A 19,094-nucleotide genomic window follows, 5' to 3' on the forward strand; every position below is an offset into this window, starting at 1 on the left:
CACTGGGGACGGGAGGCCGTGGCGGCCGAGGGAGCCTCTGCGGTCATTCGCTCATCACGCTTCGAGAAACACTGCCGGGGCATCCACGCGTGTCGAGCTTGGCGTTACACCCTCGGCGCATCATTCCGCAAGGGTACATGATGGTCAATGTGACCGTGTCCGCCCCCATGGCAGGAGAGGAGTGCAAGCAAGCGGGCATTGGCTCGTGGGGAGGATCCGATAAGGTTTTGACCCGGGCACGGCGAGGAGGAGACTTCCGGCGTTCGCCCGCTTCGCCCGTTCCGGATGCCGAGGTACTTCCATGTCCTTCTCGCAGCTGCTGGCTCACGTCCCGATGTTCGAGCACCTCGCCAGCGAGGAGTTGGACACCCTCTCCGCGCTGCTGCAGCAGCGGCGCTACAGCAAGGGCGAGGTCATCTTCCACCAGGGGGATGTGGGAACGGCGCTGTTCATCGTGCGCAAGGGCGAGGTGGCCATCCGCCTGAGCTCCGCGGAGGGCAAGGAGGTCATCCTGGCGCTGCTGGGCCGGGGGGATGCCTTCGGAGAGCTGGCGCTGCTGGACGGGGAGCCGCGCTCGACGGACGCGGTGGCGCGCGAGGAGACGCACCTGTTGAGCCTCCACCAGGAGGACTTCCGGCGCTTCCTGAGCGAGCGCCCGCAGGTGGCCATGGGGCTGCTGGCGGTGCTCAGCCAGATGGTGCGGCGCGTCACGCAGCTCGTGCATGACTCGGCCTTCCTGGACGCGCGCGCGCGGCTGGCGCGGGTGCTGTTGGACCTGGCCCGGACGCAGGGACAGCCGAGCGCCAGCGGCGGAATCGTCATCCCCAAGCAGCTCACCCAGGCGGATCTGGCCAACCTGTGCGGGGTGACGCGGGAGAGCGCCAACAAGTGGTTGCGCTTCTACGCCCGCGAGGGGCTGCTCTCGTACGAGAACGGGCAGATCACCCTGGCGGACCCCGAGAGGCTGCGCCGCGACGTGGTGGACTGAGATGGGGAGGAGCCCGCGCCCCCCGCGCGGTCTCGACTCCCGAAAACATGGGCGGAGGCCGCGCCCCCCAGCGTGGCCTCTCCTTCCCTGGGAACTTGGACGGTAGGCCATGCCCCCCGGCGTGGCCATCGTGTCGGACCCTTCCACCCTCCCCGCGCCCTGCCGGCCATCCCCCCTCAGGACATGGCCCCGGTCGCTTCGTGCGGGCTCTACTCCGCTCGCACCTCGGGTCTGGTGTTCGGGTCCGACGTGCATCGAGTCCCCGTTCCCAGGAGAAGAAGTACCGCGAGAGGGGGGGCCGGGGATGTGAATCGCCTCACTGAGGGGGTGTGAAGCCGTTCACAGACAGGGGGACGGTTTCGTGCTCGAGACCTGTCCCCCTCCTGTCCTCACCTCACCAGGTGGCGCCGAAGTTGAGGGTGCCCGTGTAGCTGCCACCCTTGCTGAAGGTCTCGCCCACCGGCAGGGAGACGTCGGCGGCGGGCACGCGGCCCGCGAACTCCTGGTCGAAGAGGACGTTGTAGTTGATGCGCGCGTCCGCGGTGAAGTTGCCGGCGTACAGGCGCAGCCCCGCGCCCACCGGCAGGTTGCCCACGTTGTCATCCTGGAAGCCCGGGGCGCTGCCGCGGACGTTGTAGTGGCTGAAGCCGAGGCCGGCCAGCACGTAGGGCTGCAGCGGGGCGGCGGTGAGGCCCACGGTGGCCACGGCCTGGCCACCATTGCGGATGATGTCCGGGCCGCTCGTCGTCCCCGAGGCGGCCACCGAGTCGCGGTCGAAGTTGTTCGCCGCTCCGGAGTAGCCGACCTCGAGCCCCAGCACCTTGGTGGGCTTGAGGATGAGGGTCGCCCCGTACGCGACACCGGGGTTGATGTCCGATGCCAGGGCGTTGGTGTAGCCCTCCACGCCGCCGCCGAGCTGCACGGTCAGTCCGCGCATGTCCGCGTTGGCCTCTTTCCGCTCCTGCGCCAGAGCGCTCCCGGCCCACAGGGTGAGTACCGCCACACCAGCGATCAGCTTTCTCGTCATCTATTCCTCCTTGGACGCGGGAAAGCTGGTGGGCATCGGAGCCCCTGCAAATGGGCAGGCAGGGGACCAGGCGGTCGGTCGCGCCACGCTCGCCCTCGCGCGGGCCCCGAAGATTTCTTGCGCGATTTTCCGGGGGGCGGTGTTGGACCGGCGACAGCTCATGTAGGAGCACCGCCGCAGGCCCATGAACCCAGACCGTTTCACCGCCCTCTACCGCACCTACGGGCCCACGCTGTACGCCCGTTGCCGGCGCATCCTGGGCGACGACGCCGCGGCGGCCGATGCCACCCAGGAGACCTTCCTGCGGCTCTACAAGCACCTGGACAAGGCGGCCGACAACCAGCACGCGCTCGCGTGGATCTACCGCGTCGCCACCCACTACTGTCTCAACCAGGTGCGCAACCGCCGCCGCCGCGCCGAGCCCGTGGCCGAATTGCCCGAGCTCGGAGGTTCCCACCTGGAGCAGGTGCTCCTCGACGCCGACCTCGCCCGCCGGCTCATCGCCCGCGCTCCCGAGAAGGTCTCCGCCGTGGCGTGGCTCTACCACGCGGAGGGACTCGGCCAGGACGAGGTCGCCGAGGTGCTCGGCGTCTCCCGCCGCACCGTCGTCAACCGGCTCGCCGAGTTCGAGAAGAACGCCCACAAGTTCGCCAGGAGGAGTGACGCATGAATCCCGCGCAGGCCCATCTCTCGAGCCTGGAGCTCGACACGCTCGCGCTCGACGCGCTCCCTCCTCCGGAGAAGGAGCGGATGGCGGCGCACCTCGGCACCTGCGCCACGTGCCGCCAGCGCTCCGAGGAGAACGCCGCCCTGAAGGCCCACTTCACCCGCCACGTGCTGCCGCATCACCTCGCGGATCCGCGGTGGCGCCCCTCGCCGTGGGCCCGCTGGGGCGCGCTGTTCGCCCGGGTGGCACCCGTGCTCGCGGTGGCCGGGCTCGCCGTCTTCTTCGTGCTGCCGCGTGAATCCGTGCACGAGGCGCCGGACCTGGCCGTGAAGGGCGGGGCCACGCTCCAGGTCTTCGTGCACCGTGACGAGCGCGTGTGGAAGGCCGGGGAGGGCGAGCCGCTCGCGCCGATGGATCAGATCCGCTTCCAGGTGGAGTCCGGCGGGCTGCCGTACCTGATGGTGGTCTCCATCGACGGCGCGGGCAAGCCGAGCATCTACTACCCCTTCAACGGGCTGAAGAGCGGTCCCGTGGAGACCGGCGAGGCGGTGGCGCTCCCCTACAGCATCATCCTGGACGCCGCGCCTGGGCCGGAGCGGCTCTTCGCGCTCTTCTCCCGCGAGCCCCTCCAGGCCACCACCGTGCGCGCCGCGCTCGAGGAGATAGGATCCGGTGGCCCGGCCGCCATCCGCGCCTCCACACGCCTCTTCGTCGAGGCCGATGACCAGGCCTCCTTCCTCTTCGAGAAAGCCACACCATGAGCTCGCGACTCCTGCTGCTCCCCGTCCTGGCCGCGCTGCTGGCGGGCTCGCCCGCGCTCGCGGACACCCGCCGCGTCGCCGTGCTCGTGGGAAACAACGTGGGAAGTGGCGAGCGGCCGCCGCTGCGCTTCGCGGAGGCCGATGCCGGCAAGATGGCCCGCGTCCTCACGGAGCTGGGCGACGTGGCCCCCGATGACCTCTTCCTCCTCCAGGGCAAGGGACTGGCACAGCTCCGCGACACGTTGAGCCTCGCCACCCGGAGGATCTCCTCCTGGCGTGGCGAGCCGGGCACTCGCGTCGTCCTCCTCTTCTACTTCTCCGGGCACTCGGATGGGGTGGCGCTCGAACTGGGCCGCGAGCGCCTCACCTTCACCGCGCTCCGCGAGTGGTTGGAGCGCACGGGCGCCGAGGTCCGGCTGGCCGTCGTCGACAGCTGCAGGAGCGGTGCGCTGCTGCGCGCCAAGGGCGGCACGCCCGGCCCGGCGTTTCAAATCAAGCTCGCGGACGACGTCGCCAGCGCGGGGCAGGTGCTGCTCACCTCCAGCGCGGAGGACGAGGTGTCGCTGGAGTCGAAGGAGATTGGTGGCTCCTTCTTCACCCATCACCTGGTGTCGGGACTGCGGGGCGCGGCGGATGCCTCGGGCGACGGGCAGGTGACGCTGACCGAGGCCTACCAGTACGCATTCTCGTGCACCGTCACCGCCACCTCCAACACCTTCACGGGCGGCCAGCACCCGGCCTACGACTACCGGCTCTCGGGACAGGGCGACCTGGTGCTCACCCAGGTGCACACGCCGGGCTCGGCCCTGGAGCTGCCCGAGGGCTTCGAGCGCGCGCTCCTCATCCAGATATTGCGCGACCAGGTCCTGGTCGAGCTGCCCGCGGGCGCTCCGCGCAAGGTGGCCCTGCCACCGGGCGAGTACGCGGTGAAGGTGTGGCGTGGCGGCAAGCTCCACCGGGCCCGTGTGCGCGTGGGCGCCGGAGAGGCGAAGCAGCTCCGGTGGGAGGAGCTTCCCGCCGAGGCGGGCCCGGCCATCGCGGCCAGCGCCAAGGGCGAGGAGCCCGAGCTGGAGGCGCCCGTACCGGAAGCGCCCGTACAGGAGACGCCGGTGGCGTCCTTCATCGAGGGCTCGGAGCTGGCCCTGGGGGCGGGCATGCGCGGAACGGCCTCGCTCGGCGGGGCACTGATGCCGCTGGGCCACCTCTCGTATACGGGAAGGGGAACGCTCCGGCTGGTGGTGGGGCTCGAGCTGGGCAGCCTCCGAGCCGGAGACGTTCGTGAGACGGTGGGCCAGCTCTCGCTGGGTCTGCGCTGGAACGTGCTGGGCAGGCCCGGGGAGCGCTTCCAGGCCTATCTGGGCATGGCGCTGGTGGGGCAGCTCATCCATCAGACCTCGGGGGAGAAGGTCATCGGCTGGCTGGTGAGCCCCGGCCTCGGTCCCTGGATCGGCGTGCGGTGGCCCTTGTCGGACAGTGTCCTGGCCCTGGCCGAGGTGCACGCCCCCATCACCCTGCTCAAGCGTCAGGACGGGCCGACGTCCTCGCAACTCATCCCCAGCGGCCGGCTTGGCCTGGCCTTCGTGCTGCGCTGACGCGGAGAAACCTTGCGCATTCCCTCCACCCCCGGGGTTCTGGAGGCAACACGCTGAAATCCAAGCGAGGGGATGTCGTCGATGCGAGTCTGGAATCACCTGGGGGCCTGGGTCCTGGCCGTGGTGCTCTGTGCCTGTGGACCGGGATTGAGTCTGAACCCTGATGCGGGCAATGGGGGAACGGGGGGCAATCCGGACACGGGCGTCTCCCCGGAGGAAATCCCGGCACCGGTGGTGGAGCGCTCCTCGGAGCTCACCTACGCGGATCCAGATGGGGAGACGCTCAACCTCACCGTCCATGGGCAGGGGTTTGTTCCCGGTTCCATCATCCACTGGGAAGGGCAGCCCCTGACCACCACCTACCTCAGCGAGACCCGGCTCACCGCCACGTTCCCGAGCGCCTCGTTCCGTTACCTGGTGATGAATGGTGCCGTTCAGGTCTTCGCACCGGCTCCCGGAGGAGGGTTGTCCGAACGGGTCTATATCCCGCTGCCCTCGCCGGTCATCTCGGAGCTCGTGCCCGGCCACATCGCCGCCGACTGCGAGCAGACCGGAGAGCCCATCTCCGTCCGGGTGCTCGGGAAGAACTTCCTGCGGACCTCCGTCGTGTCGTTCGTGGGGAGCCTCCCCCTGTCCACCACCTTCGTGAGCAATCAGGAGCTGACCGCGCGGCTCGAACGGTCGGCCTGCTATTCGGCCAGCACCCACCTGTTGTACGTGGACACTCCCTCCGTCTGGCCGCGGTCGTCGGCCCGGGTGGCGCTCGAGGTGCGCAACCCCGAGCCGGTCATCGATGACGTCTGGCCGCGCGTCATCTCAGCCCTCGAGCCCGGAGGAGCGGACGCGGGAGTGGACGCGGGCACGCCGTCGGAGGGCAATGTCCTTCTCTCCCTGTGGGGCACGGGCCTGCTCCACCGGGGGACCGGCACGGAGGTGCGCTGGAACGGCGCCCGGGTTTCCTACATCTGGAACGGCGATGGGTCGATCTCGGTGGTGCTTCCTCCGGAGCTCGTCGCCACCAGCGGCCAGGGCGAGCTCACGCTCCACAACCCTCCTCCCGGCGGGGGCACGTCGAGCCCCACCCGCATCTCCATCCACTCGGGCCCCGTGGTTCATGAGCTGATCCCCTCGAGTGCGGAGCTGGGAGGTGCTGGTTTCACCCTGGAGGTGTCGGGGGAGCGGTTCGATGGCGCCTCGACGGTGTATTGGAACGGGCGTGCGCGGACGACCAGGCTCCACCCCTACGGAGGTCGTCTCCTGGCCGACATTCCAGCGGCGGACCTGACCCTGCCCGGCACGGCGCGGATCACCGTGGTGGGTAGGGATGGGAAGGTCTCCCCTCCTTTGGGCTTCCTCGTCTCCGAGGAACGTCCCGCGCCGGTGGTCCGATCCCTCTCTTCCGCCGTCTTCTCCGCGGGCAGTGGCTGGAGGACGCTCTGGGTGTACGGCAGCGGCTTCCACCAGGACTCCCGGATTCGGTGGAACGGCGAGGAGCGTGTGACCACCTTCGTGGATTCGACCACCCTGAGGACCTCCCTGTCGGCCGCGGACCTCCAGAGCGCCGGAGTGGCCAGGATCACGGTGGTGACCCCGGGCCCCGGGGGCGGAACGTCCCTTCCGCTGCTGCTGCGAATCGAGCCACGCCTCGCCGTTCCGGTCATCAGCTCGCCCGGCACCATGATGGCTCCTTCGGGCACTCCGGAGGCGGAGGTCTCCCTCGTGGGGTATGGCTTCGAGCCCACGTCCGTCATCCTCTGGAATGGAGAGACACTGCCGACCTGGCTCACCACCTATGACACCACCAGCGTCCAGGAGGCACGTCTCTCCGCACGTGTGCCGGCCTCGCGGCTGGCGAGTCCCGGGACCGCCGAGGTGCATGTGCTCAATCCCGAGCCCGGGGGCGGGCTGAGCGACCCGGTGCCCTTCACCATCCTGGCGCCCGGCGAGTGGGGGGTACCGCTGTCCCCGGCCTCCGCCGAGGTGGGGACCCAGGAGTTGTACCTCGACGTGAATAACTTGTGGTCCTACTCCCACATCACCAAGGACTCGGTTTTGCAGTGGGGGAGCGAAGTGCTCGTGCCCTCCCGGCGTGACGAGGGCAGCTTCACCGTGCATCTGGAGAAGGAGCGTCTGGCCTCCGTCGGGAAGGTAGAGGTCCGGGTGTTCACACCCGGGGTGGGGCTGAGTGCTCCCAGGCCCTTCCCCATCGTCCCCCCGCGTACTCCGTGGCTCGGGACGATCTCTCCCGGTGTGGTCTCGGTGGGGCAGTGGGGCGAGACCGGCTCCGGTGCCCTGCGGGTGCACGGGGAGAACTTCGTTGGCGCCCACTACTCCAGCCAGTACCGGCCGCCGGACACCCAGGTGCTGTGGAATGGCACGGCCCGGAGCATGAGCCTGAACTCGTCCGGGTACGATGCCCGGATTCCCGTGACCGCGGCCGACGTGCGTACCGCGGGCTCGGTGCAGGTGCGCTTGTCCAAGCCTTCCGCAGTGGGAGAGACCGAGTCGCTGATGGCGCTCCTCCACGTGACGCTCGAACGGCCGGTGCCGCTCCTGCAGGGGCTGCGGCCCGCTGGCATGCCCGTGGGCAGCCCGTCCTTCCCGCTGCGGGTGAGTGGCTCGGGCTTCCACGCGGCCTCGGTGGTGCAATGGAATGACGAGTCCCTCCCCACGCGGTTGGAAGGCGAGACGCTCGTCGCCACCGTGCCCGCCTCGGTGCTGGCGCAGCCGGGCGAGGCGCGGGTGAGGGTCGTCACGCCCGAGCCCGGAGGTGGCCCCTCGCTGCCGCTCGTCTTCCAGGTGTATCCCTGAGCGTTCGGCGTGCCACGCGGGAAACCTTGCGCATTCCCTCCGCCTCCGGGGTTCTGGAGGCAACACGCTGAAATCCAAGCGAGGGGATGTCGTCGATGCGAGTCTGGAATCACCTGGGGGCCTGGGCCCTGGCGGTCGTGCTCTGTGCCTGCGGGCCGGGGTTGAGCAACGGGAACGGCGGAACGCCAGGCCTGGATGGCGGGGGCAGTGGAACGGACGCGGGGGGCGACGTCCCCCAGGGGAATCCGCGTCCGTTGATGGACTCCGCGGAGCTCTCCTACGACGATCCGGAGGGCCACACCGTCACCATTTCAGTGACAGGCCGGGACTTCGTTCCCACGACCGTCATCCGGTTGGGATCGAGCGCGCTCCCCACCACCTACGTGAGTGAGACCCGGCTCACCGCGAGCCTGACTCATACGCAGCTCGCGGAGTGGTCGAATCGTGGGGTAGACGTGTTCACGCCCTCCCCCGGCGGCGGTGACTCCGGAAGCGTCGGGCTCTCGATCCCCGCTCCCGTTCTCTCGGAGCTCGTGCCCGGGTCCATTCCCTCTGGATGCCAGGACGAGCTCACCCCCGTGAGGATCCTCGGGAAGAACTTCTACCGGGCCTCCACCGTCATCTACCTGGGGGGGATTCCACTGCCCACCACGTTCGTGAGCAACCAGGAGCTGCTCGTGCAGGTCGAGCGGTCCAGGTGTCAGCAGGGCGGCTTCCAATCGCTGTCCGTGAAGAACGACCTGGGGCCATGGCCGCAGCTGTCGGGCTTCGTGCAGCTCCCGGTGCGCTATCCCGAGCCGCGCCTCGATGACGTGTGGCCTCGCGTCGTCTCCGCCAACGACACGACCTTCACCCATCCCGTCTCCTTCACCCTCCAGGGGAGTGGTTTCCGGGACGGCTCGCAGGTGTACTGGAACGGGAACCGGGTCGAGTCCTCGCGGACGAACGAGGGCGTGCTCACGGCGCTTCTCCCGCCGGAGCTCTTCACCACCGCTGGACGGGGCGCGTTCACGGTGCACAACCCGGAGCCGGGTGGAGGAACGTCGGGCTCCTTCGAGATCCTCGTCCAGTCGGGCCCGGTGCTGCGGGAGCTGTCTCCGGGACGCGCGGTCCAGGGGAGCGCCGGTCTGGTGCTGGAGGTGTTCGGAGATGGCTTCGGTACGTCGTCCTCGACGCTGCTCTGGAACGGGAGCGCGCGGACGACCTGGTTCCATGGCAATGGCCAGCTCGTCGCCGACATCACCGCGGAGGACCTGTCCACCGCGGGCACGGCACGCATCTCCGTGCTCCGCGAGGATGGCAAGGAGTCCCAGTCCCTGGGCTTCGTCGTCTCCGCGTCCGCTCCCACGCCGGTGGTCTCCTCGCTCTCGCCCGGCGTCGTCAGCGCGGGCTCTGGCGCGAGGGTCATCACCGTGTACGGGTCGGGTTTCCAGCCGCGGTCCCAGGTGCGCTGGAACGGAGAAGAGCGCGCCACCTCGTTCCAGGCGGAGACGCCGGACAGGTTGGGTGTCTCCCTCACCGCCGCCGATCTCCAGACTCCTGGCGAGGCCCGGGTCACCGTGTCCAACCCGGCTCCTGGCGGCGGAACGTCCCTGCCGTTGATGTTCCAGATCGACTCGCGGCACGAGGTTCCGTTGCTCACCTGGGCCGAGCCCGGGTGGCTCCCGGCGGGCTCCGGAGACGTGGAGCTCACCCTCGGGGGGTATGGCTTCGAGCCTGCGTCCATCGTCCGGTGGAACGGCGTGGCACTGAAGAGCACCTTCCAACGCGAGACGCCTCCTTTCTCCTCGCTGGAGCAGACGGTGCTCCGCGCCACCGTGCCGGCCGGACTGCTGGCCACGTCCGGAGCCGGTGAGCTGACCGTGTCCAACCCCGAGCCCGGCGGAGGCACGAGCGAGCCGTACAGGCTTCCCGTGGTCGCCTCCAACGCGTGGAGAGCCTCCAGGCTCCATCCCTCCGTCCTCGATGCGGGTGCGCAGCCCGTGAGCCTCTACATCGAGAGTGGCTCGGAGGGTCCCTTCTTCAGCAAGGAGTCCGTGGTGCGCGTGGGCTTCAGGGAGAAGGTGCCCCTCACCCAGTCGGCGACGGGCCTCACCGTGCAACTGGATGCGGAGGACCTGGTCACCGCGGGGAATCTGGAGGTGCGGGTGTTCACGCCCTATGGAGGGTGGAGCGCGCCGCTGTTCCTCCGCGTCATGCCCCCGCGCCAGCCGCTGCTCCAGTCCATCTCTCCCGGTGTCCTGTCGGTGGGGGAATGGGCACCGCTCGAGTCCCGGTCCCTCGTGCTGTGGGGAGTCCTCGGGGCCAGGAGCTACATGAGCGGCTCCTCGCCCGTGAGTGGACTGGTGGCTCGCTGGAAGGGCGCCGAGCGGAGCGTGAGCCTGTTCAATGACTCGATTCGCGCCATGTTCCCGGTGACAGGGGCCGACCTGGAGACCGCGGGCACCGTCCCGGTGGGTCTGGCCAGGCCGGCCGCTGGCGGTGGTGGGTCGTTGCCGGCACTTCTCCACGTGACGCTCGAGCGGCCGGTGCCGTTCACGCTGAGCCTCAGCCCGGCCGGGCTGCCCGTGGGCAGTGCCTCCTTCCCGCTGCGGGTACGGGGCTCGGGCTTCCACGCGGCCTCGGTGGTGCGGTGGAACGGCGAGCCCCTGCCCACGCGGTGGGAGGAGGGGATGCTCGTCGCCACCGTGCCCGCCTCGGCCCTGGCCACCGCGGGCGAGGCGACGGTGGTGGTGCACACCCCCGGACCTGGAGGTGGCACCTCGCTGCCGCTGCTCTTCCGCGTCCTGCCGTGAGAGGGACGCTCACGCCGCCTTGCTGTGCTCGCGCCAGGCGGCGCGGGCCCGCAGGGTGCGGCGGCGGCCCTTGCGCAGCACGTTCAGGCTCACCTCGGGCGCCGAGGCGAGCGCCAGCAACCGCTGTACGTCGTCCACGTTGGTGACGGGCCGCTCGTCGATTCCCAGCAGCAGGTCTTCCGCCTCGAGACCGGCGTCGGCCGCGGGCGAGCCCTCGCCCACCTTGAGGACTCGCACGGCACGGGGCTGGCCCGTGTCGCGGGCCTGCTCGGGCGGCAGGTTGATGGCGGTGGCGGCGATGCCGAGGAAGCGCCGGTCCACCTTGCCGCGCTGGATGAGCAGGCTGGCGACCCAGGCCGCCGTGGTGGCGCTCACCGCGAAGCCGATGCCCTGCGCGTACGGCAGCACCACGGTGTTGATGCCCACCACCTGCCCGCGCATGTTGAGCAGCGGCCCGCCCGAGTTGCCCGGGTTGATGGCCGCGTCCGTCTGCAACAGGCCTTCGAGCACCACTCCGTCCGGCAGGGGCAGCGTGCGGTTGACGGCGCTCACCACGCCCATCGACACGGACCGCTCCAGGCGGAAGGGGTTGCCGATGGCCATCACCAGCTGGCCCACGCGCACGTCATGCGGATCCGCGAGCGGAAGGGTGGGGAACTTCGAGCCCTGCTCGGTGCGCACCACGGCGAGGTCCGTGGGAGCGTCCGCGCCCACGAGCTCGGCGCGCACCTCGCTGCCATCGTGCAGCTCCACGGTGAGCTGGCGCGGGCTGCGCACCACGTGGCGGTTGGTGAGGATGTAGCCGTCGGGGGTGAGGAAGAGGCCGGTGCCATGGCCTCGCGCGTGCTGCACGGCCACCACCGCGGGCGCCGCCTTCGACACGAGGGTTTCGAGCTCGTCGGAGAACTGTTGGAGGAACTTCATGGCTTCACTCTCCCTTCACGAACGCTTGCCGATGGTGATGGGGAGCTCGCGCACCTCGCCCGCGCGGAGCACCCGGGCCTGCACCTGCGTGCCCACCTTCTCGTCGCCGAGGTAGCCGAGCAGCTCCTCGATGCTGTGCAGCGGCTGGCCTCCGAGGCTCACCAGGACGTCGCCGATGAGCAGCCCGGCCTTGTCGGCGGGGCCGTCGGGTTCGACGGTGAGGAGGATGAGTCCGCCCTCGCTCCCGACGCGGGCCCCGAGACCCTGCGGCAGCCGGACGGGGTGGGCGCCCACGCCGAGGTAGCCCCGGCGGATGCCACCGTGTTGCCGGAGGGCCTGGGTGACGCGGGAGACTGTTTCGCCGGGGATGGCGACGGCGGCGGTGCGGGACAGGGCGGCGGTGAGCAGCCCGAGGAAGCGGCCCTGTGCGTCCACGAGCGCGCCACCGGAGAAGCCGGGAGGCAGGTCGGCATCGGTCTCCAGGTAACGGTCGATGCGGCCACCCGCGAAGGTGCGCCAGCCCTCGCCGAACGCGCTGACGATGCCGAGCGTGGCGCGCGCGGTGCGGCCCGGGCGGCCGAGGGCGAGCACGAGGTGGCCCACCTTGAGCTCCTGAAGCGGCGTGGGGGCCAGGGCGGTGAGGCCGGAGACATCGGCCTTGAGGAGGGCGAGGTCCGTGGAGGGATCTCTCCCGACGAGCTCGGCGGAGACGGAGCGGCCATCGGAGAGGCCGATGGAGATGGAGCCCTCGTGCTCGATGGCGTGGTGGGTGGTGACGATATGACCCTCGGCGCTCCAGACGATGCCGGTGGCACCGTGGCGGCGGCGGGCCTCGACGCGGACGATGCTGGGAGCGACGCGCTCGACGATGGAGGCGAGGGATTGGGAGAGGGCGTGAAGGTCGACGGACATTTCGGGCGTTCCTTTCGCCGTAAAAACTAAAAGGCACGAGCGAGCCGCACATCGGCGAGACGGATGGCTCCCGACCCATCCAAATGGGTAGGTCCCCCTCCCTGGAGGAACAGGGCTCACACCCATCCCCTCTCCCTCTGGGAGAGGGACGGGGTGAGGGTATGGAATCCCCCGGGTTGCCACTCCGCCATCAGAGGGTCACGAGTCCCATGCGAGCGGCCCGAACGACAGCCTCGGTGCGCCGTTGCACACCGAGCTTGGCGAGGACGGCATTCACATGGAACTTGGCGGTGTGCTCGCTGATGGAGAGCCTGTCCGCGATGGCCTTGTTGGACAGGCCCTCGGCGAGCAGCGCGAGCACCTCGCGTTCACGAGGCGTCAGCGTCTCCTGGCCCGAGGTAGGGCTCGATGCCCGAGGCGCCGCGCGCAAGGAGGAGAGCGCGGGATCGAACACGGAGAGCCCCCGGGCCACTGCCCGGAGTGCGGCGAGCAGCGGAGCGGGGGCCACGTCGCGGAACAGGAGCCCGCGAGCGCCCGCGGAGAGCGCGCCCTCCCCGGAGGGCTCATCGGGGACGAGCGCGAGCACGGGAGCACCGAGCTCGGGGGCATCGAGCCGTGCACCGTCCGCCGGGTGGAGGCCCACGTCCCACAGGACGACATCGGGAGTGGACTCGGGGCGCGAGGACTCCACCTCGGCGAGGGTGCCGGACAGGAGCACGACGATATCGCCGCCCTGCTCGACGAGGGCTCGGGAGAGCGCACCCCGGGCGAGAGGGTCCTCGGCGATGAGGACGACACGGACGGGAGTGGCGTCGGAGTCCAGCACGGCGTCAATGCCTAACGGTGGGACTCCACGGGTTCAACCCGGGGTTCGCGATACCCTCACCCCGTCCCTCTCCCGGAGGGAGAGGGGAAGTCGGGTCACATCACTGCCACGGGGAAGCGGCGGCGTCCGAAGTCTCCGGGCTTCGCGTCGAAGTGTCCGGGAACCCTGGTGCCGCAGTCCGGGCACCTGCCTTCCTCCGTGAGCCGGTACGTGAGCAGCTCGTGCCAGTCGCGCTCGATGAGCGCCGTGCCGCAGCCGGGGCAGGACGTCGTCTCGCCCGAGGGGTCATGCACGTTGCCCGTGTACACGTACCGCAGCCCCGCCTTCCGAGCGATCTCCCGCGCCCGGCGCAGCGTGGCCGGCGGGGTGGGCGGGATGTTCCTCAGCTTGTAGTCCGGATGGAACGCGGTGAAGTGCAGCGGCACGTCCGGCCCGAGGTGTTTCATCAACCACTCACTCATGGCGCCCACCTCCGCGTCCGAGTCGTTCTTCCCCGGAATCAGCAGCGTGGTGATCTCCAGCCACACGCTCGTCTCGTGGTGGAGGTACTCGAGTGTTTCCAGCACGGGCTTCAGGTGCGCGGCCGTGAGCTGGAAGTAGAAGTCCTCGGTGAAGGCCTTCAGGTCCACGTTGGCCGCGTCCATCTTGGCGTAGAACTCGCGGCGCGGCTCGGCGTGCATGTAGCCGGCGGTCACGGCCACCGTCTGGATGCCGCGTGCATGGCACGCGTCCGCCACGTCCATGGCGTACTCGGCGAAGATGACCGGGTCGTTGTAAGTGAAGGCCACGCTGCGGCAGCCGTACGCCTCGGCTGCGCGGGCGATGGACTCGGGGCTTGCCTCATCGGTGAGCCGGTCCATCTCGCGCGACTTGGAGATGTCCCAGTTCTGGCAGAAGCGGCACGCCAGGTTGCACCCGGCCGTCCCGAAGGACAGCACGCTGCTGCCCGGGTGGAAGTGCGTCAGCGGCTTCTTCTCGATGGGGTCCACGCAGAACCCCGACGAGCGCCCATGGGTGGTCAGCACCATCTGGTCGCCCGTGCGCTGCCGCACGAAACACATGCCCCGTTGCCCCTCGTGCAGCTTGCAGTCGCGAGGGCACAGGTCGCATTGGATGCGTCCATCCTCCAACGCATGCCACCAGCGCGCGGGGTGTTCGCTCTCTCTCATGCTCCCTCCCCGGGGGCGGGTGTCTCCCGCCACCCATGGAGAGGGAACACGTGGGGGAGCGGGCAGCCGTCCCGCTCGGGACCGCTCGCCACGCGCCGGGCCGCCGGACGGCCGGGTACCGGACCCTGGCCCGGCGCCTCGCGTGGCCTACGGCTGTACCGTGCCCTGCTCCCAGATGCGGTTGCGCAGGGCGGCCTCGATGAAGGCCAGGTGCCGCTGCTCGTCCGAGTAGTTGCGCTCGATGATGGAGCGGGCTTCGTCGCCCCACTCCAACTCGAGGGCCGCGCGGTAGGTGCGGTTGGTGAGCTCCTCGTTGCCCCGCATGGCCTGGAGCGCGGCCTCGTTGCCCATCATCGAGGTGACGGCGGTGAAGCCCTTGAGGATGAAGCCCTTGAGGTCCGGCTTCTGCGTCGGCTTGCCCCCCAGCGTCAGCACGACCCGGGACAGGTCCCGGATGTGGCGCTCGTGGTCCTGTTGGAACGTGCGCAGGCTCATGCGCAGGGATTCCACGTCGATACGGTTGATGGCCGCCTCGTAGGCCCCCACCGCGTCGAAGTCGAGCGCGATGAGCTCATTGAGCCGGTCGATCATCTTGTTCAGGTCCATCGCCGCCATGCCTGCCGTCCTCCTGAAGCCGCGCGGAGGATTCCGCGCCGCCGAAAGCTGGGGAGGGAAGGGAGGGGGCTCAAGCTGCCCGGGCGGACACTTCCCTACGTTCTGGAAGGCCGCCCGCCCGGCGAGCGGGTAGGCTGGGCCTCACTGCCATGCTCCTGGTGACCCTGTTCGTCTGCGCGGTGTTTCTCCTGCTGTCCCTGCTCCACGTCTACTGGGCGTTTGGAGGGCGTTGGGCGGCGTCGGCCGTGCTGCCGGAGGAGGAGGGCGCACGGGCCTTCACGCCCTCGCCTGCGATGACGCTCGGAGTCGCGGGGCTCCTGCTGGCCGCGGCGGCCGTGATGCTGCTGCGCGGAGCGCTGGCCAGCCTCGTTCAGGACACGATGCTCTGGGGCCTGGTGACGCTGGGGACCTGGGTGCTCGCGGGAGTGTTCGGAGTGCGCGCCGTGGGCGAGTTCCGGCAGGTGGGCTTCTTCAAGCGCGTCCGGGGTACCCGCTTCGCGACCTGGGACACGTGGCTCTACTCGCCCCTGTGCGCCGCGCTGTCGGCGGCCTGCGCCTTCCTCGCGAATGGTTCTCCATGAATGATGCCTTCAGGGCACAGGAACTGCGGCTCGCGCTCCTCGCACTGCTCATCGCCTTCGTGTGCTGCGGAGGGCTCTTCCTGGGGGTGAAGCTCCTCCTGGCGAAGCTGCGCAAGCGGTCCGTTTCGCGAGCCACGCGCAGGGCCGCTGTCTTCTTCATCGGTCTCCTGCTCATCGGCGTGGGTTGCTTCGTGTATGCGCTCACCATCGAGGCCGACTGGCTCCAGGTCACCCGTGTGGAGGTGCGGACGCCCAGGCTGCCCGAGGGGAGCAAGCTGCGCATCGTTCACCTCTCGGATCTCCACGTCGACGGCTGGACGAGGGCGCTCACGCGTCTGCCGGACGAGGTCAACGCGCTCCAGCCGGACCTGCTCGTCTTCACCGGGGACTCCCTCAACTCGGAGGCCGGGCTCCCCGTCTTGCGCGAGGTGCTCTCGCGCATCCAGACGCGCTACGGCCGCTTCGCCATCCGGGGCAACCACGACGTCTGGTACTGGCGCGCGCTGGACCTCTTCGGTGGCGGCGTCGCGGAGGAACTGCGAAGCGAGGCCCTCCGGGCCGCCGACGGGCGGCTGGTGCTCTGTGGTGCTCCCTACGGCGCAGCCGGAAGCGTCGCCACGTGTCTGCGGGAGAACCCCGAGGGCCTCCGGCTCGTCGCCTATCACACGCCGGACCTCGTGGAGGACCTGGCTCCGCTCGGGCCGGACCTCTACCTCGCGGGCCACACGCACGGGGGCCAGGTGCGCCTGCCCTTCTATGGTGCGATCCTCACCATGTCCCGCTTCGACAAGAAGTACGAGATGGGCCGTCATGAGGTGGGCCAGACGACCCTCTTCGTCAGCCGGGGCGTCGGGGTCGAGCCCCATGCCCCTCGCATCCGCTTCCTCTGCCGGCCGGAGATCGCCGTCATCGACCTGGTGGGCACCGGCGGGCCGTGAGGCCTGACACCTACACCCTCGGTTTCCACGAATCGTACCCACGGTACTTTCCGCACCCGGGTGGAAACTTCCGGCGGGTCCTCGCGATAATCGCGCTTGTCCCCCCTGGCCTGACCTGAAGTCCTCAGTGCCGGACGCATCCCGAGGAAGAGATCATGAGGATCAGCCGCCCCGGCACTCCCCCCGCCCGGACCCAGGTGCCGCAGCCGGAGCCCAAGCCCGTCGCCCCGCAGAAGAACACGGTCCGCTCGCCGGCCACCTCCTCGTCGGCGGCCCCGGCCCGCTCCGCCGATACCTTCGAGGCGCCCCGCCCGACCCCGACGGCCTCCACCGGGGGCACGGCCCGGAGCAACGCCGCCCGGAACCTCCCGGCGGAGATTCCCACCGGCACCAAGGACTACTACCGCCAGCGCTACGACGACTTCGTGCGCCGCAACCCGGGGATGACGCCGCCCTCGTACTACCTGGAGTACGGGCAGAAGTACTGCGACCGCTTCTCCAGTCTCGGGCCCAAGGACCTGACCCCCGAGGGCCTCGCATGGCGCGACCGGACGCTCAAGGCCCTGCAGGATTCCATCGAGACCAAGCGGATGGAGGACCCGGTGGGCTTCGCCCAGCTCGAGCGCGACCCCGAGGCCTTCAAGAAGTTCGCCTACGACTCGCACCCGGATGCCTACGTGCAGTCCGGCCTCTACAAGCTGCCGGCGCAGGACCTGCTGAAGATTGGCACCACGCCGGACCTCAAGGACCTGTTCACCAAGGACGGCCTGCGTCAGGTCGCGGTGGCGCTCGGCAAGATGAAGCCCCAGGACGCGGCGAACGTGGCCAAGGAGTCGCTCGAGGAGCTGTGGAAGGACATCAAGCCGTCGTGGCCACCGATCATCAAGCCGCCCCACCTCTCACTTCCCTGGTAGCGGGCGGGCTGGCATCTTCGCCCCCGCATTCGACATCCGAGGTTGACGCGTGCCGGAGAAAGACTGGGAGAGGCTGGGAGAGCTGTCCGAGGGTTTGAAGATCGGAGCGGTGGCGGCGAGCCGTGAGGGCTTCGGGCTCATCGGCGCGGTGGTGGAGCCACCCGCTGGCAGCCTCCTGGAGCGCATGAAGGGCCGCCGCGCTCAAATCCATCGCGTCGCCGCCGGGTCCGTGTCGAGGACCTGGGAGGGCCCGGGCTGGGTGCAGGCGCTGGACTGCGACGGGGCGCTGAGCGTGGCCATTGGCGCGACGCTGAAGCCCTCGGGCTCGGGGTCGGATTACCACCTGCTGGTGTCCACGGATGGTGGCCGCGAGTGGCAGACGCGCGGGCCCGTGGGCGCGCCGAGCCTCGGTCAGGTGCTGGCCGTCAGCGCGCAGGAGGTCTGGGTGCTGGGGGCCTGGTTCCTCGGGCGCACCGCGGATGGGGGCGCCACGTGGACGGAGCTGGAGCTCGAGGGCGAGCGCAACCCGCACACCGAGCGGCTGCGGCGGGTGGAGGGCGGCGTGGCCCTGCTGGGCCGTGGCCTCTCCGTCACGACGGACGGGGGCGCCACCTGGAGCCAGGTGGACGTGGGCGCGGCGCGCGTGGTGGACGTGGACGGGGCCTTCGTGGCCGCGGTGGTGGAGGGGCAGGCCCGGGTGGGCGAGCGTCAGGGCTCGGAGGTGCGCTGGCTGGAGCCGCTCCCCGCGGGCCGTGAGCCGCTGCGCCTCGTGGCCACCGAGGGCGTGCTGCGCCTGCTCACCCGGGGCGCGGACCCGTCCAAGGGGACCGACCTGGCCCTGCACCAGAGTGAGGACGGGGGGCGGACGTGGTCGAACCACTCGCTGCCCATCGGGCCCCAGGTGGACATCGCCGGCCGCGAGTGGGGTCTGGGCGTGGATGTCCGCGGTGCCGTCTACGGCCGCGTGGGGTGAGGCGACCCCCCTCCCGGAGCTGAGCATTAGCCACATTTGGCCAACCGGGGGAATGGTGCGCCGCATTCCATGACTTATAGAGTCATGAGGAAGGAGATGACGGCAGCAGTAGCTTCGCTGTGGGCGCACGAGGAGTTTGGGCAGGCGCAGCTCGGGGACGAGAGACGTACGCAGCGGCTGGTCGACATGGCAGCGCAGGCGGTGCAGAAGCCGGCGGGCAAGTTGACGCAGGTGTGGGAGCAAGGGCCAGGGAGACAGGGGGCATACCGGCTGCTGGAGAATGAAGAGGTAGAGGCCGGGGACATGACGAGCGCGGCAGGGGAGGCGGCATTTGGGCGTGCCAGGGGGCCGCTGGTACTGGCCGCTACGGACGGTTGCTCACTGAATGTGCTGGCGGCGCGCAACAAGCAGCTGTCCAAGGGTTTTGGTCCGGTGGGCACGGACAAGAGCAAGGCCAGGGGACTGGAGGTGGTAAGCGCGCTGCTGCTGAGCGACAAGGGGGTGCCGCTGGGAATAGGAGGCCAGCGCTACTGGGGGCGTCAGCACAGCAGCGAGCAGCCCGCGGACAAACGCTCCTTGGAGGACAAGGAGACGCGCTACA

The 19,094-nt window shown here is 69.9% G+C and carries 17 protein-coding genes; 11 read left to right on the forward strand and 6 right to left on the reverse strand.

Features of this window, described 5'->3' with window-relative positions; genetic code table 11:
- Positions 1–301: 301 nt before the first annotated feature.
- A complete protein-coding gene (locus tag NR810_RS46805) occupies positions 302–988 on the forward strand; it encodes a Crp/Fnr family transcriptional regulator (RefSeq protein WP_257462237.1) in 687 nt (228 codons plus the stop codon).
- Positions 989–1,382: 394 nt separating this feature from the next.
- On the opposite strand, the gene NR810_RS46810 is transcribed toward NR810_RS46805, so the two are convergent.
- Entirely contained in the window at positions 1,383–2,015 is a 633-nt protein-coding gene (locus NR810_RS46810; RefSeq protein ID WP_257462238.1) for a hypothetical protein, read from the reverse strand.
- A gap of 184 nt (positions 2,016–2,199) precedes the next feature.
- Here NR810_RS46810 and NR810_RS46815 point away from each other — a divergent pair, with 184 nt between their 5' ends.
- The 5 genes from NR810_RS46815 (at position 2,200) to NR810_RS46835 (ending at position 10,641) form a co-directional block, all read left to right on the forward strand.
- The gene (locus tag NR810_RS46815) at positions 2,200–2,685 is read left to right on the forward strand and encodes an RNA polymerase sigma factor (RefSeq protein WP_257462239.1); all 486 of its coding nucleotides are present in this window, start codon (positions 2,200–2,202) and stop codon (positions 2,683–2,685) included.
- Positions 2,682–3,443 carry a DUF4384 domain-containing protein gene (locus NR810_RS46820; protein ID WP_257462240.1) on the forward strand — a complete coding sequence of 254 codons (762 nt, stop codon included), beginning with the start codon at positions 2,682–2,684 and terminating at the stop codon, positions 3,441–3,443. Before NR810_RS46815 ends, NR810_RS46820 begins: the two co-directional genes overlap by 4 nt.
- Positions 3,440–5,035, forward strand: a complete 1,596-nt coding sequence (locus NR810_RS46825; RefSeq protein WP_257462241.1) for a caspase family protein — start codon at positions 3,440–3,442, stop codon at positions 5,033–5,035. The genes NR810_RS46820 and NR810_RS46825 overlap by 4 nt, the downstream gene beginning before the upstream one ends.
- Before the next feature lie 81 nt (positions 5,036–5,116).
- Positions 5,117–7,846, forward strand: coding sequence for an IPT/TIG domain-containing protein (locus NR810_RS46830; protein ID WP_257462242.1), 2,730 nt, complete (start codon positions 5,117–5,119; stop codon positions 7,844–7,846).
- A 95-nt stretch (positions 7,847–7,941) separates the two neighbouring features.
- The gene (locus tag NR810_RS46835) at positions 7,942–10,641 is read left to right on the forward strand and encodes a hypothetical protein (protein ID WP_257462244.1); all 2,700 of its coding nucleotides are present in this window, start codon (positions 7,942–7,944) and stop codon (positions 10,639–10,641) included.
- A 9-nt stretch (positions 10,642–10,650) separates the two neighbouring features.
- Here NR810_RS46835 and NR810_RS46840 read toward each other — a convergent pair whose 3' ends face one another.
- The 5 genes from NR810_RS46840 to NR810_RS46860 form a co-directional block, all read right to left on the reverse strand.
- Entirely contained in the window at positions 10,651–11,565 is a 915-nt protein-coding gene (locus NR810_RS46840; RefSeq protein WP_257462245.1) for a S1C family serine protease, read from the reverse strand.
- Positions 11,566–11,580: 15 nt separating this feature from the next.
- Positions 11,581–12,477, reverse strand: coding sequence for a S1C family serine protease (locus NR810_RS46845; protein ID WP_257462246.1), 897 nt, complete (start codon positions 12,475–12,477; stop codon positions 11,581–11,583).
- 190 nt (positions 12,478–12,667) lie between these two features.
- Positions 12,668–13,303 (reverse strand): LuxR C-terminal-related transcriptional regulator, encoded by a 636-nt coding sequence (locus NR810_RS46850; protein WP_257462247.1) that lies wholly within the window; start codon positions 13,301–13,303, stop codon positions 12,668–12,670.
- Between the two features lie 95 nt (positions 13,304–13,398).
- The gene (gene amrS / locus NR810_RS46855) at positions 13,399–14,472 is read right to left on the reverse strand and encodes an AmmeMemoRadiSam system radical SAM enzyme (protein WP_257462248.1); all 1,074 of its coding nucleotides are present in this window, start codon (positions 14,470–14,472) and stop codon (positions 13,399–13,401) included.
- A 147-nt stretch (positions 14,473–14,619) separates the two neighbouring features.
- Positions 14,620–15,087, reverse strand: a complete 468-nt coding sequence (locus NR810_RS46860) for a ferritin-like domain-containing protein (RefSeq protein ID WP_257462249.1) — start codon at positions 15,085–15,087, stop codon at positions 14,620–14,622.
- Between the two features lie 149 nt (positions 15,088–15,236).
- Here NR810_RS46860 and NR810_RS46865 point away from each other — a divergent pair, with 149 nt between their 5' ends.
- The 5 genes from NR810_RS46865 to NR810_RS46885 form a co-directional block, all read left to right on the forward strand.
- Positions 15,237–15,668: a DUF3995 domain-containing protein gene (locus tag NR810_RS46865; protein WP_257462250.1), complete on the forward strand. Its 432-nt coding sequence runs from the start codon at positions 15,237–15,239 to the stop codon at positions 15,666–15,668.
- The gene (locus tag NR810_RS46870) at positions 15,665–16,606 is read left to right on the forward strand and encodes a metallophosphoesterase (RefSeq protein ID WP_257462252.1); all 942 of its coding nucleotides are present in this window, start codon (positions 15,665–15,667) and stop codon (positions 16,604–16,606) included. The genes NR810_RS46865 and NR810_RS46870 overlap by 4 nt, the downstream gene beginning before the upstream one ends.
- Before the next feature lie 155 nt (positions 16,607–16,761).
- The gene (locus NR810_RS46875) at positions 16,762–17,520 is read left to right on the forward strand and encodes a hypothetical protein (RefSeq protein ID WP_257462254.1); all 759 of its coding nucleotides are present in this window, start codon (positions 16,762–16,764) and stop codon (positions 17,518–17,520) included.
- Between the two features lie 49 nt (positions 17,521–17,569).
- Positions 17,570–18,493: a beta propeller repeat protein gene (locus NR810_RS46880; RefSeq protein WP_257462256.1), complete on the forward strand. Its 924-nt coding sequence runs from the start codon at positions 17,570–17,572 to the stop codon at positions 18,491–18,493.
- 96 nt (positions 18,494–18,589) lie between these two features.
- A partial coding sequence (locus NR810_RS46885) for an IS4/Tn5 family transposase DNA-binding protein (RefSeq protein WP_257462258.1) occupies positions 18,590–19,094 on the forward strand: 505 nt, incomplete at its 3' end.

The sequence above is a fragment of the Archangium lipolyticum genome (assembly GCF_024623785.1).
Classification (GTDB): domain Bacteria; phylum Myxococcota; class Myxococcia; order Myxococcales; family Myxococcaceae; genus Archangium; species Archangium lipolyticum.